At 49.0% G+C, this 18,982-nt stretch carries 19 protein-coding genes; 12 read left to right on the top strand and 7 right to left on the bottom strand.

Annotated elements, in window-relative coordinates; translation table 11 throughout:
• Nucleotides 1-100: 100 nt before the first annotated feature.
• Both V7P87_RS02805 and V7P87_RS02810 read right to left on the bottom strand, forming a co-directional pair.
• Nucleotides 101-1,648, bottom strand: coding sequence for a DUF3369 domain-containing protein (locus V7P87_RS02805; RefSeq protein WP_333796071.1), 1,548 nt, complete (start codon nt 1,646-1,648; stop codon nt 101-103).
• Between the two features lie 83 nt (nt 1,649-1,731).
• Entirely contained in the window at nt 1,732-2,118 is a 387-nt protein-coding gene (locus tag V7P87_RS02810; RefSeq protein ID WP_260655876.1) for a DUF2721 domain-containing protein, read from the bottom strand.
• Between the two features lie 119 nt (nt 2,119-2,237).
• Here V7P87_RS02810 and V7P87_RS02815 point away from each other — a divergent pair, with 119 nt between their 5' ends.
• From V7P87_RS02815 to V7P87_RS02830, 4 genes are all read left to right on the top strand, one after another.
• The gene (locus tag V7P87_RS02815) at nt 2,238-2,834 is read left to right on the top strand and encodes a YhgN family NAAT transporter (protein ID WP_296295420.1); all 597 of its coding nucleotides are present in this window, start codon (nt 2,238-2,240) and stop codon (nt 2,832-2,834) included.
• A 3-nt stretch (nt 2,835-2,837) separates the two neighbouring features.
• Nucleotides 2,838-4,379, top strand: coding sequence for a hypothetical protein (locus V7P87_RS02820; protein ID WP_333796072.1), 1,542 nt, complete (start codon nt 2,838-2,840; stop codon nt 4,377-4,379).
• A 95-nt stretch (nt 4,380-4,474) separates the two neighbouring features.
• Nucleotides 4,475-5,092, top strand: coding sequence for a YjaG family protein (locus tag V7P87_RS02825; protein ID WP_333796073.1), 618 nt, complete (start codon nt 4,475-4,477; stop codon nt 5,090-5,092).
• Nucleotides 5,093-5,532: 440 nt separating this feature from the next.
• Nucleotides 5,533-6,159 carry a PEP-CTERM sorting domain-containing protein gene (locus V7P87_RS02830; protein ID WP_333796074.1) on the top strand — a complete coding sequence of 209 codons (627 nt, stop codon included), beginning with the start codon at nt 5,533-5,535 and terminating at the stop codon, nt 6,157-6,159.
• 94 nt (nt 6,160-6,253) lie between these two features.
• On the opposite strand, the gene rsmD is transcribed toward V7P87_RS02830, so the two are convergent.
• Entirely contained in the window at nt 6,254-6,874 is a 621-nt protein-coding gene (gene rsmD / locus V7P87_RS02835; RefSeq protein ID WP_333796075.1) for a 16S rRNA (guanine(966)-N(2))-methyltransferase RsmD, read from the bottom strand.
• Between the two features lie 81 nt (nt 6,875-6,955).
• Between rsmD and ftsY the strand changes: the two genes are divergently transcribed.
• The 3 genes from ftsY to ftsX are packed head-to-tail and all read left to right on the top strand — an operon-like array spanning nt 6,956 to nt 9,974.
• Nucleotides 6,956-8,320 (top strand): signal recognition particle-docking protein FtsY, encoded by a 1,365-nt coding sequence (gene ftsY, locus V7P87_RS02840; RefSeq protein ID WP_442967919.1) that lies wholly within the window; start codon nt 6,956-6,958, stop codon nt 8,318-8,320.
• Nucleotides 8,321-8,322: 2 nt separating this feature from the next.
• Nucleotides 8,323-9,006 carry a cell division ATP-binding protein FtsE gene (gene ftsE / locus V7P87_RS02845; RefSeq protein ID WP_296295431.1) on the top strand — a complete coding sequence of 228 codons (684 nt, stop codon included), beginning with the start codon at nt 8,323-8,325 and terminating at the stop codon, nt 9,004-9,006.
• On the top strand, nt 9,003-9,974 hold the full coding sequence (gene ftsX, locus V7P87_RS02850; RefSeq protein WP_333796076.1) for a permease-like cell division protein FtsX: 972 nt from the start codon (nt 9,003-9,005) through the stop codon (nt 9,972-9,974). The genes ftsE and ftsX overlap by 4 nt, the downstream gene beginning before the upstream one ends.
• Nucleotides 9,975-10,017: 43 nt before the next feature.
• Here ftsX and V7P87_RS02855 read toward each other — a convergent pair whose 3' ends face one another.
• On the bottom strand, nt 10,018-11,250 hold the full coding sequence (locus V7P87_RS02855) for an EAL and HDOD domain-containing protein (RefSeq protein ID WP_333796077.1): 1,233 nt from the start codon (nt 11,248-11,250) through the stop codon (nt 10,018-10,020).
• Between the two features lie 255 nt (nt 11,251-11,505).
• Between V7P87_RS02855 and rpoH the strand changes: the two genes are divergently transcribed.
• On the top strand, nt 11,506-12,366 hold the full coding sequence (gene rpoH / locus V7P87_RS02860; RefSeq protein ID WP_260655886.1) for an RNA polymerase sigma factor RpoH: 861 nt from the start codon (nt 11,506-11,508) through the stop codon (nt 12,364-12,366).
• Between the two features lie 234 nt (nt 12,367-12,600).
• Here the strand turns inward: rpoH and V7P87_RS02865 are convergent, their stop codons facing one another.
• From V7P87_RS02865 to gpmM, 3 genes are all read right to left on the bottom strand, one after another.
• Nucleotides 12,601-13,713 (bottom strand): divergent polysaccharide deacetylase family protein, encoded by a 1,113-nt coding sequence (locus V7P87_RS02865; RefSeq protein WP_333796078.1) that lies wholly within the window; start codon nt 13,711-13,713, stop codon nt 12,601-12,603.
• Between the two features lie 114 nt (nt 13,714-13,827).
• Nucleotides 13,828-14,976, bottom strand: coding sequence for a murein hydrolase activator EnvC family protein (locus V7P87_RS02870; RefSeq protein ID WP_442967920.1), 1,149 nt, complete (start codon nt 14,974-14,976; stop codon nt 13,828-13,830).
• A gap of 2 nt (nt 14,977-14,978) precedes the next feature.
• Complete coding sequence (gene gpmM, locus V7P87_RS02875; protein ID WP_333796080.1) at nt 14,979-16,523, bottom strand: 2,3-bisphosphoglycerate-independent phosphoglycerate mutase; 1,545 nt, start codon at nt 16,521-16,523, stop codon at nt 14,979-14,981.
• Between the two features lie 206 nt (nt 16,524-16,729).
• On the opposite strand from gpmM, the gene V7P87_RS02880 reads away from it, so the two are divergent.
• From V7P87_RS02880 to gpsA, 4 genes are read left to right on the top strand one after another with little or no spacing between them, the layout of a single operon-like run.
• Nucleotides 16,730-17,155, top strand: a complete 426-nt coding sequence (locus V7P87_RS02880) for a rhodanese-like domain-containing protein (RefSeq protein WP_333796081.1) — start codon at nt 16,730-16,732, stop codon at nt 17,153-17,155.
• A gap of 14 nt (nt 17,156-17,169) precedes the next feature.
• A complete protein-coding gene (grxC, locus tag V7P87_RS02885; protein ID WP_260655891.1) occupies nt 17,170-17,433 on the top strand; it encodes a glutaredoxin 3 in 264 nt (87 codons plus the stop codon).
• A gap of 27 nt (nt 17,434-17,460) precedes the next feature.
• Nucleotides 17,461-17,943: a protein-export chaperone SecB gene (secB, locus tag V7P87_RS02890; RefSeq protein ID WP_333796082.1), complete on the top strand. Its 483-nt coding sequence runs from the start codon at nt 17,461-17,463 to the stop codon at nt 17,941-17,943.
• A 13-nt stretch (nt 17,944-17,956) separates the two neighbouring features.
• Nucleotides 17,957-18,955, top strand: a complete 999-nt coding sequence (gpsA, locus tag V7P87_RS02895) for an NAD(P)H-dependent glycerol-3-phosphate dehydrogenase (RefSeq protein WP_333796083.1) — start codon at nt 17,957-17,959, stop codon at nt 18,953-18,955.
• Nucleotides 18,956-18,982: the final 27 nt, after the last annotated feature.

The raw sequence follows: 18,982 nt of genomic DNA on the forward strand, positions 1-18,982 counted from the left end.
TTATTTTTTTGTCACAGCGAATAAAAAAGGCCTGAACAAACTCAGGCCTTTTAAGTTTTTGTAATTTAAAGTTTTTTCTTTGTGCTGAGTTTTTAACAAACTACTGCAAATCAGGATAAGCGTCGCGGATAGCAATAAATTCATCCAGATGGCTCAGCAGAATATCCACCAGTACAGGGTCAAACTGTTTGCCTTTTTCTTCGGCTAAATATTGCAGCACTTTGGGCATAGGCCAGGCTTCTTTGTAACAACGTTCACTGGCCAGGGCGTCAAAAACGTCGGCCAGCGCTGTGATACGGCCGGCGATATCAATTTCTTCACCGGCTAAACCCCGTGGATAACCCTTACCATCCCAGCGCTCATGGTGTTCATACGCAATAATGGCGCCCTGCTGCAAAATTTCATTCTGTGATTTTTGCAAAATCTGATAACCAATTTCAGCATGCTGACGCATGATGTCCCACTCTGCGGCGTCGTGTTTGCCCGGTTTATTCAGAATATGATCCGAAATGGCAATTTTACCGACGTCGTGCAAAGGCGAGGCTAGTTTGATTTTTTCGGCGTCGTAGTTGGATAAACCATATTTCAGCGCCAGTAAAAAACTGAAGTTGGCCACCCGTTTTACGTGGCTGCCGGTTTCTTTGGACCTTTTTTCAACCGCTTCGCCCAAAATATAAGACAGTTCACGCTGGCTTTCTTTAATCAGCTCTCTGAGCCTGATGTTTTCATAAGCTACGGCAATATTGCTGGCAAAATAACTGAGCAGATGATGATCAACCTGGTCAAATTTGCTGTCTTTACTGACATACAACAGGTTTTCCAGGCCACGGCTGGTGGTGAAATAACCAACAAAATAATCGTCACCATGGAAGGTGTGTTTTAGTTGATGCACTTTTTTCAGCCGCTCTACCACATCGTCCGGTAACTTGTGATCCGGCGTGGTGTCCTGGCCTGTTGCTGCTATCACATCGAGCTGCAGTTGTTGCTGTCGTGGGTCACCGGTGGCGGCACAACAATAAATCTGTTGATGATCAAGCCCAAGTAAATGTGCGGCCTGCGCCAGAATATTAGAAGCAAACTCGGTCAGGCTTTCACATTCAAGAAAACTGACGGTAGAACCGATAATTTTTTCCAGGCCTTTTTTGTTGTCATCAATAATGCAAATGTCGCGGTAGGAGCGTAACGACGAATACAACAGAGTTTTCAGTTTAATGGCGGTGACTTCGGTTTTGTTTTTATAGTCGTTAATGTCGTAATCGCGGATCACACTTTCTTCCGGTGCCTCACCGGGCTGGCCGGTACGCAAAATCAGCCGGATTTGATGTTGGTTCAGCTCAGAGCGGATGGTTTTGATGAGATCCAGCCCCGCATGATTGGTTTCCATGACTACGTCAATAATGGCAACAGCAATACCCGGGTTGGTCTGTAATACAGCACGCGCCTCACGGGCGCTGTACACATGAATAAGTTCTACATTGCGGTGTTCAAACTGAAATCCACGCAGCACCAGACTGGTGATTTGATGAATGCTTTCGTCATCATCCACAATCAGTACCTGCCATGGTTTTTGACCGGTTGGAGATGGGGCCGTTTCAGTTGCCCAACTGATGGCAGTGTCCTGACTGAATAAAAAGTCTTGGTTGCTCATAGGCTCAGCTTAATACAAAGTTAATGTTAACTATGGCTGACAATTAACATATTGGCAGCTGTTGCATCGCAGAAAAATGGTTTTCAGCGATTTTCCAGTGATTCCAGTTCGATATTAATAGCGTGACAGGAGATCTGAATTTCATATAACGAAATCAACAAGCTTAACATCAGGCAGACTAAACTGGCTCCAAAACACCATTGGCCGGCCAGAGTCCAGTTTAAAAATAAACTGAACATCGACAAAGTACAAAGTACAAAACTAATCACCCCCCAGCGCTGCATCGAGCGGATCAGCACAATACGCTGACGCAGATTTTCAATTTGTCTTTTGGCCAGATCCCGTACCTGATCGCCTTCTCGTTCGTTCAGCTGGCGGATCAGTTGAGCTAACACCAGAAACCTGTTGGTATAAGCCAGCAGCAATAACGAGATGGCAGGAAATAACAAAGCCGGGGTGGTGAGGGTCATGTGTCTGCTCCAATGGTGCTGAATTTTGCAGCTAAATCACTGCAACAATTTGATTCGCTTGAAATCTGAACTCATATTACACTGACTTCAGCCAAATAAAACCGCCCCGGAGGTGCAGCATGGCCGTTGATTTATGGAGTGCGATGCTGACATTGTTTTTGATCATGGACCCTCTAGGCAACCTGCCGATTGTGGTGGCTATTTTAAAAGACTTAAAACCCGAACGCCGCCGTATCGTTTTAATCCGTGAACTTATTTTGTCGCTGATTATTTTATTAATGTTTTTGTACGGCGGGCAGAGCTTTTTGGCCCTGCTTGGGGTCAAAGAAGAAGCGGTGAGTATTGCCGGTGGTATTATCCTGTTTTTAATCGCCATCCGGATGATTTTTCCGCCGCCGGGTGGTTTGGCCGGTTTAAAAGAAGGTGAAGAACCTTTTTTATTTCCGCTGGCTGTGCCAATGATTGCCGGGCCTTCAATTCTGGCTGCACTTATTTTGCTGGCCAATCAGCAGCCGGGTCAGATGATGGACTGGACCCTGGCTTTAGTAGGCGCCTGGCTGGTGAGTTCAGCCATTTTATTATTTGCGCCCATGTTGCACAGAGTGCTGGGCGAACGTGGTCTGACCGCGATGGAAAGATTAATGGGTATGATTTTAGTGATAATTGCAGTACAAATGTTGTTAAATGGCATCAGCCATTATTTTAAATGGGATTAACAGATGCAGGCCGTCGTAAAAAATAACACAGAGCAACCTGAACAGACTCTGGTCCAAACCGCACAACAACAACTTGAAACCGCACTGGTAGATTTTTCCGGTCAGTTATTAAGTCAACAACAACAATTGCTGGAACAACTGACCGCTTCGGTGCGTCAGCAGGTTGAGCAGCAGTGGCAACAAAAACTAGAACAACAACAGTTGCAACTGCATTCACAACAAAGTGCCGCTGATGGAGCCATTGCACAGCAACAGCAGCTGGAAGCTGAGTGCTCTTTGCTGAAACAGCAGCTGGCTGCAGCAGAAAAGCAGCAACAGCAAAGCCAGCAACAGCTCAGGCAGTTTCAGGACGAAAAAGAAGAAGCTTTGGCTGCGATGCAGCGCCTCGCTGTGCAGCTCAAACAAAGCCAGGACGACTTTAAAGCGGAAAAATACCGGGTGCTGGAGCTGGAAAAACAGCAACAACAAGCCAGCGAGTCCGGCAATCAGTTACTGGAAAGCGCCTTACATCAGGTCACCTCAGAGCGTGATGCACTGCAGTTGCAAATTCAGCAGCTGCGCACCGAATTGCAGGATGCCCAGTTGCAGCAGGCCAGTGTCACCAGCCAGTGGCAACAACAGCTGGATAAACAACAGCAGCACAATACACAGCTCAAAGCTGAACTGACGCAACATCAGCAGGCGCTTGCTGAAGCACAGCAACAATATACGGTGCTGCTGCAGAAGCTGGCGCAGACCGAGGCCAGTTTAGAACAACTGCAACAACAACAAAGTGAGCAGGCCGGCAATCTGTCGCAGCAGCTGGCAGAGCGCGACGCGCAACTGCTGGCAGTGCAGCAGCAATTACAGACTGCAGAGCAAAAGCTACAGCAGGCAACAGCACAACAACTGGCGTTGCAACAACAGCTGGATCAACAGCAACAACAAACCAGTGCCTTGTGGGCCGCGCAACAACAAACCGCCGAAGAAACCCTGCAACAGGCATTGGCGCAACAAGCCACAAATCATCAGCAGGAAATGGCGCAACTGCAGCAGCAGCTGGATCAATACCAGCAACAGGTGAATGCAATGGCGGTGCAGCTGAATCAAATCACTGTGATTGATCAGCAACTGCAGCAGGAACTGAAAATCCGCTTGCAGCAATTTGAACAGCTGGAACAGGAAAAGCAGCAGCTCAGTGCCAGCCTGGCCGAACAGCAACATCAGCAGCAGTCAGCTTCTGCCGAACTGACCCAGGCCGCTGCTGCACTGGCCGAAACCCGGCAGCAGCTGCTGGCGTTACAGGAAAAAGAGCAGGAATGGTCGACGTTGCAGCATAAGCTGGAAAGTCAGTTGTTCCGAGCCCAGACCAGGCAGCAGGCGCTGGAAGAGCGGCAACAAAATGAAGGCGATCAGTCCAGGGAAACCATCAGGCAGTTACGCCAACAGCTGCAGCAACTGGAACAGGACAGTCAGCAACAACAGCAGACTCTGGAGCAGCAGTTGACCGAGTACCGGCTGAAGTTTGAATATGCCCAGCGTCAGCTGAATGCAACTTCGGGTTGAACCGGCCTTGATGCTGGTTCTGCCTGCATGCCTTGTGTATCATAGCGGCCCTGAAACTGCCCTCAGGGCAACTGCTTGTCAGATAAGAGAATTGCATGAATTCAAAAGCCAATAATTTCCAGCGCATGCGTGAATTAAGCTTCTATCAGCAAGGTGCAGTGGCCGCCACTTTGCTGGAAAGAATGATCCCAAGTTATCAGTTGTTTGCCGAAGTCACTGCTTTTGGTGATGCGGCTTTACCGCGCCATGTACTGGATTTGGTCTGGGAATGGCTGCAGGTAAAAAGAGCCAAAATTAACTTTGACCGTTTGCAGGAAGAGCTGGAACTGGTGACACCTGAAGTCAGTCATTTTGATATATTTGGTGTATATCCTGCGCTGGATGCCATTACCGCGCTGGATATGATGCTCAACGGTATTACTCAGCAAGACAGCACTGAATTTATTAATGTGGCCAAAATCTCCCAGGCTTCGGTAGCTCGGCTGATTGAACATGAGTCGGCCGATCTGGATATCACCTCTGAAGCCGAGCTGAAAAAGGTGGTGCGTGAGCATGAGCTGATGTGCTACGAAATGGATTGCCTGGCCGAATTGATAGATATCTGCAGTGAAATTAACGAGTTTGGCCGTGCTGAAGTACAAAAGCTCAAAGCCTGGGTGGCAGAGCAGGGCGTGACCAACCTGGGTATGGAATTAAACCCGGCGCAAAACTAAAGTCTTTCCGCCACCGGCACTGTGTGTCGGTGGCAACCTCTCTCGCTCCCTCTGCGTTATACCGCGTCGGCTCTTTTCAATCATACCCTGAGGTTTATACAGCCTGTTTGATAACCATTCCCAACCGCTGTTCCGCGAATATCTTCCTTATGAATATGCTGTTCAAAAAGTGCTCAAAGTGTACCTTTTTTGTGAATTTTGTGCGTCATAATATTTTACACAAAATTTTCAAATTGTAGGTTCCTCTACTTTATTTGTTTTAAATCAGTAGGTTACATTTTTAAATAGTTGGCCTTTTTTTTGCTAAAAGAGCGCAGCGCAGGATGATTGGAGGCTGACATAAAGTGGTTTAGTCAGGCTCTGGCTGTAATACCTGCGACCTGGTCAGCATAGCTGGCATATTGCTTGGTGTAATTTAAAGAGTTCTGGAGAACTTCAACATGACGTATAACTTTGGGAAATTGTTTGCAGGTTTTGCCGCTGTAATCGCTTTAATGTCTTCTTCTGCTATGGCTGCGCCTATCACTGATGTGAAGGAATATAACAATAACAGCGCAACTGAATATTTTGTTGATTCTGATGGCAACAAATACAATCAGCCGTTTTACCGTAACCAGAATCAGGATTGGGAATGGATCCATAATCCGCTGGCTGGTCTGTTCACCAATATCAAACTGAGTATTTCTGCGTTTGATGTGGATTATGACTCAGGTGAGCTGGACGCTATTTCGGTATTTGACGGTACTTCATGGCTGAGCCTGGGTTACCTGGCTGGCGCAAGCGACATTTGGGCCTTTACTGATTTTGATTTAACTGGTTTTAGCTGGGCACAAAGCCAGGTGAATGCGGGTTTAAAAGTGCGGATGAACATTGACCAGAACAACGCTGGCTGGTTAGTGACTTTAGGTAAATCAACCTTAACCGTAAACGGTGGTGACTTAGCTTGTGTGCCAACACCGGGTGTTCCTTGCACATCAATTGATGTGTCTGAGCCAGGTGCATTTGCGCTGTTCGGTCTGGCATTTGCAGGCCTGATGCTGCGCCGCAGAAAAGCCAACAAAGCTTAATTGATTATCTGGCTGTGGTTGATGCCACAGTTGGATAAAAACAAAAAGCCCGGTCAAACTGACCGGGCTTTTTGTTTGAGTTTAAGTATGCTGCTCAGTCTGTCGCACTTTGACCTGGTTGCCCGCGTTGATATAACCGGTATGCCAGCTGGCCTGCCACACTTTCTTTGATCGGGCGCCAGTTCGCCGGCAACTGGGCAACCGGCAGTTCTTTTTCACATTCGACATAAATCAGCGCATTGTCACTTAACCAGGCTTGTTGTTCCAGCAAGGTGGCGCAAGGTAATAATAAGTTTTGCCGGAATGGCGGGTCTAAAAATACCAAATCATATTGTCTTTTGGGTGTCTGCTGCAGATACAGCAGACAATTGCCAGCAATCACTTCGGCATTGTTGCACTTGAGGGTTTGCAAATGTTGTTGCAGCTGTCGCACCGCAGTTTTATCCAGCTCTAACAGCGTGGCAAAGTGAGCATGGCGCGACAAGGCTTCCAGCGCCAGGCTGCCGCTGCCGCTGAAACAATCCAGCACAGTACGACCTGCAGTGTCCTGCATCAGCCAGTTAAATAAGGTTTCTTTCACTCTGTCTGTGGTGGGTCTTAACCCCTGAGCATTAAGCACCGGCAAACGCCGGCCACGCCATTGACCACTGATAATACGGACAAAACCCGGGCCATTGTGGGTAGGGGCATTTGCTGCAGGGCGGCGCGCTTTCATCTGGTGTTTATGCCTGAATAATAAAGGTGTTAGTATAAGCGGCGATTTTACCTGAGTTTCCGTATTCTGACAGCGAACCCTATGACAAAACCTAACAAACTCTTTTCCTGGCTTGGCTTTGGTAAAAAACCACAAGCGCAAGTGACAGAACAAAACACTGCTGAAGTGCCGGCCGAGCAGCAGTCAGCACAGATTGAACCGCAATTGGCGCAGCCCACATCTCTGCCGGCGCAGCCAGCTGAACCAGAGCAGGTACCTGCAGCGCCTGCCCCTGTAGCGACCAGCAGTGAAGTTGCGGCAGCACAGAGTGAACAAAGTGCACAAAGCCATCAGATCACTGAACTGACTGAAACTGTGGTGCAGTCTGTATCAGCGCAGCCGGTTGTTGCTGATACCGCAGAAATAAAGGCCGAAGAAAAGTCTCTGGGCGCGGTGTCGCAGGCCACGCCGGCAGAAACAGCAGTGCCGGTCGCAGCACCAGTTAGTGAGCCTTCTGCTCAGTCACAGCCCACAACAGAGAAAAAACCGGGCTTTTTTGCCCGGCTTAAACAAGGCTTAAGCAAAACCAGCCAGAACCTGGGCAATGGTTTAGCCAGTTTGTTCCTCGGTAAAAAAATTGATGATGATTTATATGAAGAGCTGGAAACCCAGCTGTTAATGGCCGATGTGGGTGTTGATACCAGCCAGAAACTGATTAAACAGCTGGTGCAGCATGCTGACCGCCGTCAGTTAAAAGACGCCGACAGTCTGTATGAAAAACTGCAGCAGGAAATGGCAGAACTGCTGGACGTGGTGGAACAACCGCTGCAGGTTGAACACCAGGACGGTCCTTTTGTGATTTTGATGGTGGGCGTCAATGGTGTGGGTAAAACCACCACCATCGGCAAAATGGCACAACAATTTAAACAACAGGGCAAATCTGTGATGTTGGCCGCAGGGGACACTTTCCGTGCCGCTGCTGTTGAGCAGTTACAGGTGTGGGGTGAGCGTAACCAAATTCCGGTGATTGCACAGCATTCAGGCGCTGACAGCGCTTCAGTGATTTTTGACGCTTATCAGGCAGCCAAAGCGCGCAAAATTGATGTGCTGATTGCCGACACCGCAGGGCGACTGCAAAACAAAGCCCATTTAATGGAAGAGCTGAAAAAAATCGTCCGGGTGATGAAAAAAATCGACGGCGCAGCACCACATGAAGTGATGCTGACTTTAGACGCCGGCACTGGTCAAAATGCGTTAAGTCAGGCAAAGTTGTTCCATGAAGCTGTTGAACTGACAGGTATTTCACTGACCAAGCTGGACGGCACCGCCAAAGGTGGTGTGATTTTTGCGATTGCCGACCAGTTTAAGTTACCCATCCGCTACATAGGTGTGGGCGAAAGTATTGATGACCTGCGGGTGTTTAACAGCAAAGACTTTATCCGGGCATTATTTAATAAGGAATTCTGAACATGCTGCGTTTTGAGCAGGTCAGCAAAGGTTACAGCGGCGGTTTTGTGGCATTGGACAGGGTCAGTTTTGAACTGGCCAAAGGTGAAATGGCATTTCTGACCGGCCACTCCGGCGCTGGTAAAAGTACCCTGCTTAAACTGATCAGTCTGATTGAACGTCCGTCCGCCGGTAAGGTGTTTATTAACGGCGTGGATTTAAGCACGGTCAAAGCCAGGCAAATTCCTTATGTGCGCCGTGACGTTGGCATGATATTTCAGGACCACCGTCTGCTGATGAACCACAGTGTGTTTGACAATGTGGCGCTGCCGCTGGTGATTGAAGGTTTTACCGGCCGCGAAATGGCTAAAAGGGTACACGCAGCGCTGGATCAGGTTGGGCTGCTGGATAAAGCGCGCTGCCTGCCGGCCACTTTATCCGGTGGTGAAGCACAGCGGGTGGGCATTGCCCGCGCTGTGGTGAATAAACCACCGCTGCTGTTGGCAGACGAACCTACAGGCAACCTGGATCCGGATCTCTCCAAAGACATTATGCGGGTATTTGAAGCTTTTAATCAGGCCGGCGTTTCGGTGTTGGTGGCCAGTCACGATTTGGGCCTGATTGCGAGGATGCGCTATCGCACTATGACCCTCAAAGCCGGCAAGATGATTAATGATGGGCTGACGCATCAGGAGGATGGTGAATGAGTATGTTGTTTGCCGGCCGTGCTGTTGGTGCTACTGCCAGTCAACCGAATTTGCTGCAAAAATTGCTGCGAGCTGTGCTCACCCATGTACGTCAGGCGATAACCAGTCTGGGTGAATTGTGGCGCAGCCCGCTCTGGGCTTTGATCACTGTGGCTGTGCTGGGTATCAGTATGACACTGCCAACCACTTTGCATTTGCTGGTGAAAAACGTGCAGCAGGTGAGCCGCAGTTATGATGAATCTTTTGAAATCAGTTTATTTTTAAAAAATGATGCCAACGCCACTGATATCGCCACGCTTGTCACTTTGTTACAAGGCGATGCCGAGGTGGCCAAAGTGCGGCTGATTGATAAAGCTGCGGCTATGGCTGAGTTTAAACAGCAGTCGGGTTTTGGTGAGGCGTTAGCTTTTCTCGATCAAAACCCCTTGCCTGATGTTCTGTTGGTGACACCAAAGAAAAATCAGCCAGCGGCCGCTGAAGCTTTAATGCATAAGCTGGAAAAAGAACGTTTTGTCGAGCTGGCAAAACTCGACATCAGCTGGCTGGAACGGCTGGCAGCGCTGATGAACCTGATGCAGCAGGCGGTTTATACTATTGCCGTGTTGCTGCTTAGTGCAGCACTGTTGGTGATTGGTAATACCATTCGTTTGTCGATTATGGATAAAAAAGCTGAAATTGAAGTGATGAAACTGGTGGGTGCCACTGACGCTTTTATCCAGCGGCCATTTTTGTACACCGGCATCTGGCTTGGCGTTTTTGGCGGCTTTTTGGCCTTTCTGGTGGTTGAACTGATGCTCTGGTGGTTGCAAGGCGCCATTGCCACTGTCACTCAGTTGTATCAAAGCGACTTTGTGCTGAACTCACTGAGTTTACGTGAGTTTGGTTATCTGATGCTGATTGCGGTGACTTTAGGTCTGGTGGGCTCTTATATCGCGGTGCGCAGCCATATTAAGGCAATTGAACCTTAATCCTGATGAATAGCGCTCAGTCACAGACTGAGCGCTTTTTTCTTTACACTTTATCTTCTTCTCTGGCGGTTAACATTAAACCATGAGCCCAATCCACCGCTTCCAGATAAACCGGGCTTAAATCGACCGCTTTATTCAGCGTCTGACGGGTGAGTTGTTGTTGGCTTTCCCAGTCGGCTCTTTCAAAAGCTTTGGCAAGTTCCAGATACTGACCCAGCTTGCCGTGATGCTCCAGTAAGGCCGATTTAATTTCCGGCAGTATAGGTAAGTCTTGCAACAAGCCAGCAAGCGGCTGCTCAAGTAAAGCATCCACCAGTGAAAACAAGCCGGTTAAAAAAGCCGAAGGTGGGTTGAGCTCGTCCTGGTTTAAGGCGGCTAACTGGTCGCAAAACCGGGCCCGCACTACTGACATATTTAAAAGTTCACTGCCGTTATTTTCACTCAAATTGGCCAGCGCCAATAAAGCGATAAACTTTTTCAGTTCCGCTTCACCCATATACACCATGGCATGTTTCAGCGAGCCTATTGGTTTTTCCCGGGCAAAACTGGCGCTGTTGACAAAACGCAGCAGCTTATAAGACAAGCCTAAATCACGTTCGACGATCTGTGACAAGTCGTCAAAGTTCAGCTCAACTTTACTGGCTTCGGCAATCAGCAACATCAGGTTCAGTTTGCTGCTGCTGATGTTTTTGTGCTTCAGCATTTCCGGTCTTGCAAAAAAGTACCCCTGAAATAACTGAAAACCCAGCTGTCGCAGTTGATTAAATTCTTCGGCGGTTTCTACCTTTTCTGCCAGCAGGGTGACGTTGTAATGTTTTATCCGTGACACATACTTGCTGATCTGCAGCAGATTAAACTGCTGTACATCCACTTTAATCATGCTGATATAAGGCAGAAAAATATCCCACTTGGGGTCAAAGTCGTGGTCGTCCAGCGCCAGCTGATAACCCATACCATGCAACTGTTTACAGGCGGTCATCAGCTCCTTGCTGATAGGCACAGTTTCCAGAATCTCAATCACCATACTTTTGGGGTTAATTGAGGTTGGAAAATGGTGGATCAGTGTGTCGGCGGAAAAATTGATAAAAGCCAGCTGACCGCCGGTGATTTTCTCCACGCCCATCAATAAGTGATGTTCTGTGATGAGTTTAGAGGTTGCTTCATCATCATTGATATTGGGAAAAGCGTTGGACTCTCCGTCCCGGAACAACAACTCATAGCCATATAAGTTTTTTTGCGCATCCAGAATAGGTTGGCGTGCCATATAACAATACATACTACAACTCCTGCGCTGCGGCGATGGTATAGCCGCAGGCCTTGTAATGAGTGGCTGTTGGATCTGTGGTTTGTGGCAAAAGGCTGTAACTGCAGTTTTGAGCATATCGCAAAAAGCTGAATTACCTTATGCTTTGATATTCTGAAAAACGGTTGTTTATAAGATTCGGATCTTAAAATGATGGAACTTCGTTTAGCACTCTCAATCAAAGAGTGCTAAGATGATTCCACTTTAATCCTTGCAGGAGCTGTTCATATGACAAAAGCATCCCAACTTATGACACTGTCGGTCGCTGGTAGCGGAAGCCTGGAGGCTTATACCCATGCGGTCAGCAGTATCCAGATGCTGTCTGCCGAGGAAGAACGTTCATTAGCGGAACGCCTGCAGCAGCATGGTGATTTAGAAGCGGCCCGCCAGTTAATTATGTCGCATTTACGTTTTGTGGTGCATATCGCCCGCAGTTATTCTGGTTATGGCCTGCCGATTGGCGATTTAATTCAGGAAGGCAATATTGGCCTGATGAAAGCAGTTAAACGTTTTGACCCGACCGTTGGGGTGCGTTTGGTTTCTTTTGCGGTTCATTGGATCAAAGCCGAAATTCACGAATTTGTGCTGAAAAACTGGCGTATTGTAAAAGTGGCCACCACCAAAGCGCAGCGCAAACTGTTTTTTAACCTGCGTAAAGCCAAGAAAAACTTAGGCTGGTTCAGCCAGGAAGAAGTAAAAAACGTGGCTGAGTCTTTAGGTGTGCCTGAATACGAAGTACGTGAGATGGAATCGCGGATGAGCAATCACGATATGCCTTTTGATGCTCAGGACGATGATGACGAAAGCAATTTTAATGCGCCGGTATTTTATCTGCAGGATAAATCTTCAGATTTAGCCAATAACTTTGAAGAAGATCAGTCCGAAGGTGCAGCCATTGAACGTCTGCAAGCTGCGGTGCGTACTCTGGATGAGCGTAGTCAGGATATTATCCGTGCCCGTTGGCTGGATAACCAAAAACTGACGTTACAGGAACTGGCAGACCGTTATCAGGTCTCGGCTGAGCGGGTGCGTCAGCTGGAAAAAAATGCGATGAAAAAGTTACATGCCGCTATGGTCGACGCCGCTTAACAGGCCATAACAGGGGCCACACAACAAATAAAAAGGCAGCTTTGGCTGCCTTTTTGTTGTCAATTTAAAACCACCTCCTATGGAGGTGGTTTTTTACTTTGTCACCAGCACCCGGCACTGAGTGTGCTGTTGTGCTTGGCTTTTCTTGTCACAGCAACGAAGGTTGTAAATAAAGCGACATCAAAGTAGCCAACATCAGACAGGGAAGCCCCGGATACTGCGATTGGCGATGCTTTAACGCAACAGCAATAAGCCGCTAAAGGGCATTAACTCAGTTTTAGTGGCCGCAGTGTTCAGCAGAACACGCCATTGGGGTTCATGTGGTACATCGGCCGGGACACTAAATCCTGCTAAATCAGTGCGATAAGGCGGATGCCAAATCAACAGTTCTGCCGCTTGTATCTCTGGTTGATGTGACTCTGCCGTGATGGCACTTTCTGTTGTGGCCGGGTACACCAGACTGACAGAACCTGAGCCTGCGACACCACTCTTGTTGTGCTCAGGTTTAGGCGATAACTTCAGCTGACGTTTACCGCTTTGCACCTGAGTGCCGCTGGCTGCAGACTCTGTGGCCGGCGCAGTTGTGGCAGAGTCAGCTGTTGCTGTAGTTGCAACCACAGAGGTTGTGGGTTGTTTTGGCCTGTGCGCCGTAACAACAGGGGCGGGCAGTGCTAATAACTGTGATACCGGTACCAGCTCAATGCCTTCGGCTTTGAGCCGGCTGAGATTACGGCGTAAATAACGATAGGTTTCAGGGTAGGGGTGACCAATGGCAATAGCGCTGCCCTGTTGTTTGGCGAGCTTTAACAGCTGGTTAAATTGCCGGTCCAGCGCCTGATAAGATTTGTCGTTATCCAGGAAAATATCACGGCTGCGGCTTTTGACCTGATACTGACTGCTGGCGGTGCCTACAGCACTGCGGTTGGTGGTTTTACTGTCGATAAAATACAGCTGGCGCTCAGCCATTACCTGCATGGTCCATAACATAGGTTCGGCCAGGCTGGTGTATAAACTGCCCATATGATTATTGACACCCACAGCTTGCGGCACATCGGCCAAAGCTTTATGCAGCGCCTGTTGCACTTCTGCTTTTGACATGGGTTTTCTAAGCGCGCCTTTGCCCAGCAAGTGATTTTGCGCCACGGCTTCCATTGGCATATGCAACATCACTTCTTTTTGTTGTGCTTTGGCAAGTTCCGCCATTTCTTTGCCCTGAGGTGTAAAAGGCATCACAGCAAAAGTCAGCTGGTAAGGCAGTTTAATTAATAACGGATCGGCTTTTTGAAAGCCGATATCATCGATAATAATGGCAACTTTGGGCGGTAAGGTCTGGGCTTTTGCAGCCACACAAAAAAACGCCAACAGGCAGAAAAAACGGAATTTACACACAGAAAGTTATTTCACCGCCAAAAGACTGCAAGGCTGCAGCAAACTGAATGATACGGCGCCCATTATGCCTGACTAAGGCGCCCGCAACCAGCGTAAAGGATTGACGGCAGACCCTTTTTGCCGGATTTCAAAATAAAGCCCGGCGGCATTTTGTCCACCACTCTGACCGACCAGTGCCAGAGTATCACCCGATTTCACTACTTCACCCGGAGTTTTTAACAAAGTTTGATTATTGCCATACAAACTCATCAGGCCATTGCCGTGATCCACCACTGTGACCCAGCCATAACCTTTGAGCCAGTCGGCATAAATCACCTGACCATCGGCCACTGCTTTTACCGCAGTGCCGGTTGGCGCCTGAATAATCACGCCGCTTGCGGTCATGCCGCCGCCTTGCTGCGCACCAAACTGCTGGCTAATGGCGCCTTTTACCGGCCAGGGTAAAGAGCCGGTTTTTCCGGTACTTTTTAATCTGCGGTTGGCAGCCTGAGCTTTCAGCTTGGCCAGTGTGGCCTGCAGACTTTGTTCGTTACTTTTTAAGTATTCCAGCTGCTGTTTTTGATCCTGCAATAATGCCTGCAGCTGCTGAACTGATGCATGCTGACTTTGACGGGCTGCGGCCAGCTCCTGTTGCTGCGCTGTCAGCTGCGCCAGGCGCTGTTCCTGTTCCAGCCTGTTGCTGTCGGCTTGTTGCTTCAGCGCGGCCAGTTCATCCACTGTGGCTTTCAGCGCAGTCAGCTGCTGCATTCTGGCGTTATTAAAATATTGGTAATAGGTAAGCAGTCGCTCGAGTTTGCTGGCATCCTGCTGATTTAACAGCAGCTGGGTGTAATCGTGGCCACCAACCTGATAAGCGGCTTTCACCTGAGCGGCCAGCAATTGTTGTTGCTGTTGCCGTTGTTGTTCCAGTTGTTGCTGCTGTTGTTCCAGCTGCTGTTGTTGTTGCTGTAAAGTCTGCAGTTTGTCTTGTTCTGCTCTGACGGCCTGGCTGGCTTCAGCCAACACCTGATCCGCTTTTTTCAGTTCAGCTTCAGCCCGTTTCAGCGCCTGACGCTGGTCGCGGCGTTGACGTTCGGTTTGTTTAATTTCCTGCTGCAGCGATTCCAGCTCTTTGCGGGCACTGGCGGTGCTTTGTTGCGCCCAGGCCGTGCTGCCATACACTGTGCTGAGCATCAGCAGGCTCAGCAACAGTGGTGCAGGAAAAAACGAGCGCACCGGCATACTCAATTGAGTTTAAACAACAATTTGCCGGTCATTTCGGCCGGAACCGGCATGCCCATCAATTGCAGCATAGTGGGCGCTATATCACTTAAAATACCGCCTTCAACTGCGGTGGCGCTGCGGCCAACATAAATTAATGGCACCGGGTCACTGGTGTGTGCTGTATGCGCCTGGCCCGATTCATGGTCGACCATTTGTTCGGCATTACCATGGTCGGCGGTGATAATACATTCACCCCCCACCTCGGCGAGGGCCTCAACCACGCGGCCGATACAATGATCAACAGCTTCCACTGCTTTAATAGCCGCAGATAAAATGCCGGTATGACCCACCATATCGCCATTGGGATAGTTGCAAACAATGACGTCATATTTGCCACTGTGAATAGCTTCCACCAGTTTGTCGGTGAGCAAAGTGGAGTTCATTTCGGGTTGTAAATCGTAAGTCGCTACTGAAGGCGAAGGCACCAGAATACGGTCTTCACCCGGGAATACGTCTTCCCGGCCGCCGCTGAAAAAGAAGGTGACGTGGGCGTATTTTTCAGTTTCTGAAATCCGCAGCTGAGTTTTTTGATGTTTGGCCAGCCATTCACCCAACACGTTATTCAGACTGGTTGGTGGATAAGCAACCGGCGCTTTGATATCTGCGGCATATTCGGTCAGCTGGACAAAAGCGGCTAACTGAGGCTGGCGGTTTCTGACAAAACCCTGAAAATCGCTGTCGGTAAAGGTGCGGCTGAACTGACGGGCACGGTCGGCACGAAAGTTCATAAAAATCAGCGCATCACCATCCTGCAGCAGCACAGGTTTGCCATCTTTGCCCAAAATAACACTGGCTTTGACAAATTCGTCGTTTTCATCACGCTGATAGGCCGCCTGTAACGCACTGATAGCATCGTTAAACTGATAATCAGCTTTACCGTCCACAATCAGATCATAAGCTTGTTGTACCCTGTCCCAGCGTTTGTCCCTGTCCATGGCATAATAACGGCCAATTACGGATGCAATCTGGCCATGACCAAGTTCTGCAAATTTTGCCGCAACCCGTTGCAGTGATGCTTCGGCACTGCGTGGTGGTGTGTCGCGGCCATCTAAAAAGGCGTGCAGGTAAATGGCTTTGGCGCCTTCGCGGGCGGCCAGTTCTATCATGGCAATCAAATGATCTTCGTGGCTGTGCACACCACCTGGCGATAACAAACCCATTAAATGCACGGCTTTGCCAGCCTGAGCTGCACTGCGCACTGCGTTCAGCAGCACAGGGTTCTGATAAAAGTCACCGTCCTGAATGGCTTTGGTGATGCGGGTAAAATCCTGGTATACCACCCGGCCTGAGCCCAGATTGACATGACCTACTTCGGAGTTGCCCATCTGACCTTCAGGTAAACCCACATCCATACCGGAGCCGGAAATCAGGCTGTGTGGATAATCGCGCCACAGTCTGTCCATCACAGGGGTATTGGCCTGAACTATGGCGTTGTCTGTTGGATCTTCACGATAACCCCAACCATCTAAAATCAGAAGTACCAAAGGTTTCACCGACTTTGCCATTACCACTCCGCGTCTTGTTGCTTGATCATCATTTTGAATTCATCTTACCGAAATTTAGCTGCGACTCCAATCGTCCTTGTTCAGTTATTGTGCAACCGGCGGCAAAGAGTGGCAATTTCCGCCTGAGGCTGCGGATGCAGGGCTGTTTTTGGCCCTGAAAGCCGTTATACTCGGCGCCAAATCATCGGATAACGGAAGCTAAATTGATGCAACAGTACCTCGAATTTGCCGGTAATCATCCTTATCTCAGCCTGGCCTGGGCAGGCATTCTAATTGCGCTGCTGGTCAGCTGGGTGCAATCCTTAGTATCAAAAATTCAGTTTGTCAGCCCAACAGAGCTGACCATTAAAGTGAACAGAGAAGATGCGCAGCTGGTGGATATCCGCAGCGCTGACGATTTTAAAAAGGGCCATATTACCGGCGCACGCAATATGCCACTGGCACAGTTTGCCAGTCAGATCGCGACCCTTGAAAAAAATAAAGACGCACCCATTATTGTCATCTGTCAGGCCGGCATGTCGGCCCAGGGCGCAGCAAAACAGCTGATTCAGGCTGGTTTTAGCAAGGTTGCGGTACTGCGTGGTGGCATGGGCAAATGGCAAGAAGCTAATTTACCTGTGGTGAAAAAATAACAGGATTTGCAGTAATGAACCAAGCCAGTGTCACTATTTACACTAAAGCCTATTGCCCGTATTGTGTTCGCGCAAAAGCATTATTAACCGCAAAAGCTGTGCAGTTTCAGGAATTCAAAATTGATGAACAGCCAGAGCTTCGCCCGGAAATGATCAATAAAGCCGGTGGCCGCACGACAGTGCCGCAGATTTTTATTGATGAACAACATATTGGTGGCTGTGACGATCTCCACGCGCTTGAAGCGCAGGGAAAACTGGACACTCTGCTTTTTAAATAACAACATTCAATTCAGCTAGGACACATCATGGCCGACGAACAAAACAATGTAGCAGCCGACACGCAGCAGGCTCAGTTTGCAATTCAGCGTATTTACGTGAAAGACGTTTCATTTGAAGCGCCAAATTCACCGGCAATTTTCCGCAAAGAATGGGCTCCGGAAGTAAAGTTAGACTTAGACACCCGCAGTGAAAAACTGGACGACAATACGTTTGAAGTGGTGTTGTCACTGACAGTCACAGCCACTATCGGTCAGGAAACTGCGTTTTTATGTGAAGTACAACAAGCCGGTATTTTTTCAGTACCAGCGTTAAATGATGCCCAAATGGCGCATATGCTGGCAGCCTTCTGCCCGAACATTCTGTTCCCATACGCCCGTGAAGCAGTATCAAGCCTGGTGAACCGTGGTACTTTCCCACAACTGAACCTGGCACCAGTTAACTTTGACGCTCTGTTTGCACAATATATGCAGCAGCGCCAGGCTGAAGCGCAAGCTCAGCTGCCAAACTAATACAGCTTTTGTTATGTCTGCGGCTATCACAGTTTTAGGCGCCGGTTCATACGGCACAGCGCTGGCGATTTGTCTGGCGCGTAATGGTCACCAGACCCTGTTGTGGGGCCGCAGTAAACAAGATATTGCTGCGATGCAACAAGATCGGATCAACCATAAGTATCTGCCGGATATTAAACTGCCGGATACTTTGGCGGTAACCTCCGATTTAGCATCGGCCGTAGCTGCCAGTCAGAATGTGCTGGTGGTGGTGCCAAGTCACGCTTTTGCCGACACCTTAAGGCAGATTAAACCTTATTTGTTACCCCATGCCCGTGTGGCCTGGGCGACCAAAGGTTTAGAGCCCGATACAGGTCGCCTGTTGCAGGATGTTGCCCGCGATATTCTGGGGGACGATGTGTCTTTAGCGGTGTTGTCGGGCCCAACTTTTGCCAAAGAGTTGGCGCAGGGGTTGCCAACGGCAATTTCATTGTCATCCACCGATCCTGAATTTATCACTGTGTTGTCCGATTTATTACATTGTGGCCGTACTTTCCGGGTGTATACCAATCCGGATTTTATTGGGGTGCAACTGGGCGGCGCGGTGAAAAACGTCATTGCGATAGGTGCTGGCATGGCCGATGGTATTGGTTTTGGTGCCAATGCCCGTACTGCGCTGATCACCCGTGGTTTAGCCGAAATGTGCCGCTTGGGTTGTGCGCTGGGGGCCCAAAAAGAAACCTTTATGGGCATGGCTGGTTTAGGCGATCTGGTTTTAACCTGTACCGATAACCAATCCCGTAACAGACGTTTTGGTTTGTTGCTGGGGCAGGGCGCAGGTGTGGAAGAGGCAATGACTTCTATTGGCCAGGTGGTGGAAGGTTACCGCAATGCCAAAGAAGTATTTAACCTGGCCACCCGGGTTGGCGTTGAGATGCCTATTACCGAGCAAATTTATCAGGTGTTGTATCAGGGTAAAGATGCCCGTGCAGCTGCTATTGACTTGTTAGGGCGCGAAAAACGCGACGAATAAAACTGCTGGTAACAGCTGGATTTTCAC

It is taken from the genome of Rheinheimera sp., from assembly GCF_036782235.1.
GTDB lineage: Bacteria > Pseudomonadota > Gammaproteobacteria > Enterobacterales > Alteromonadaceae > Pararheinheimera.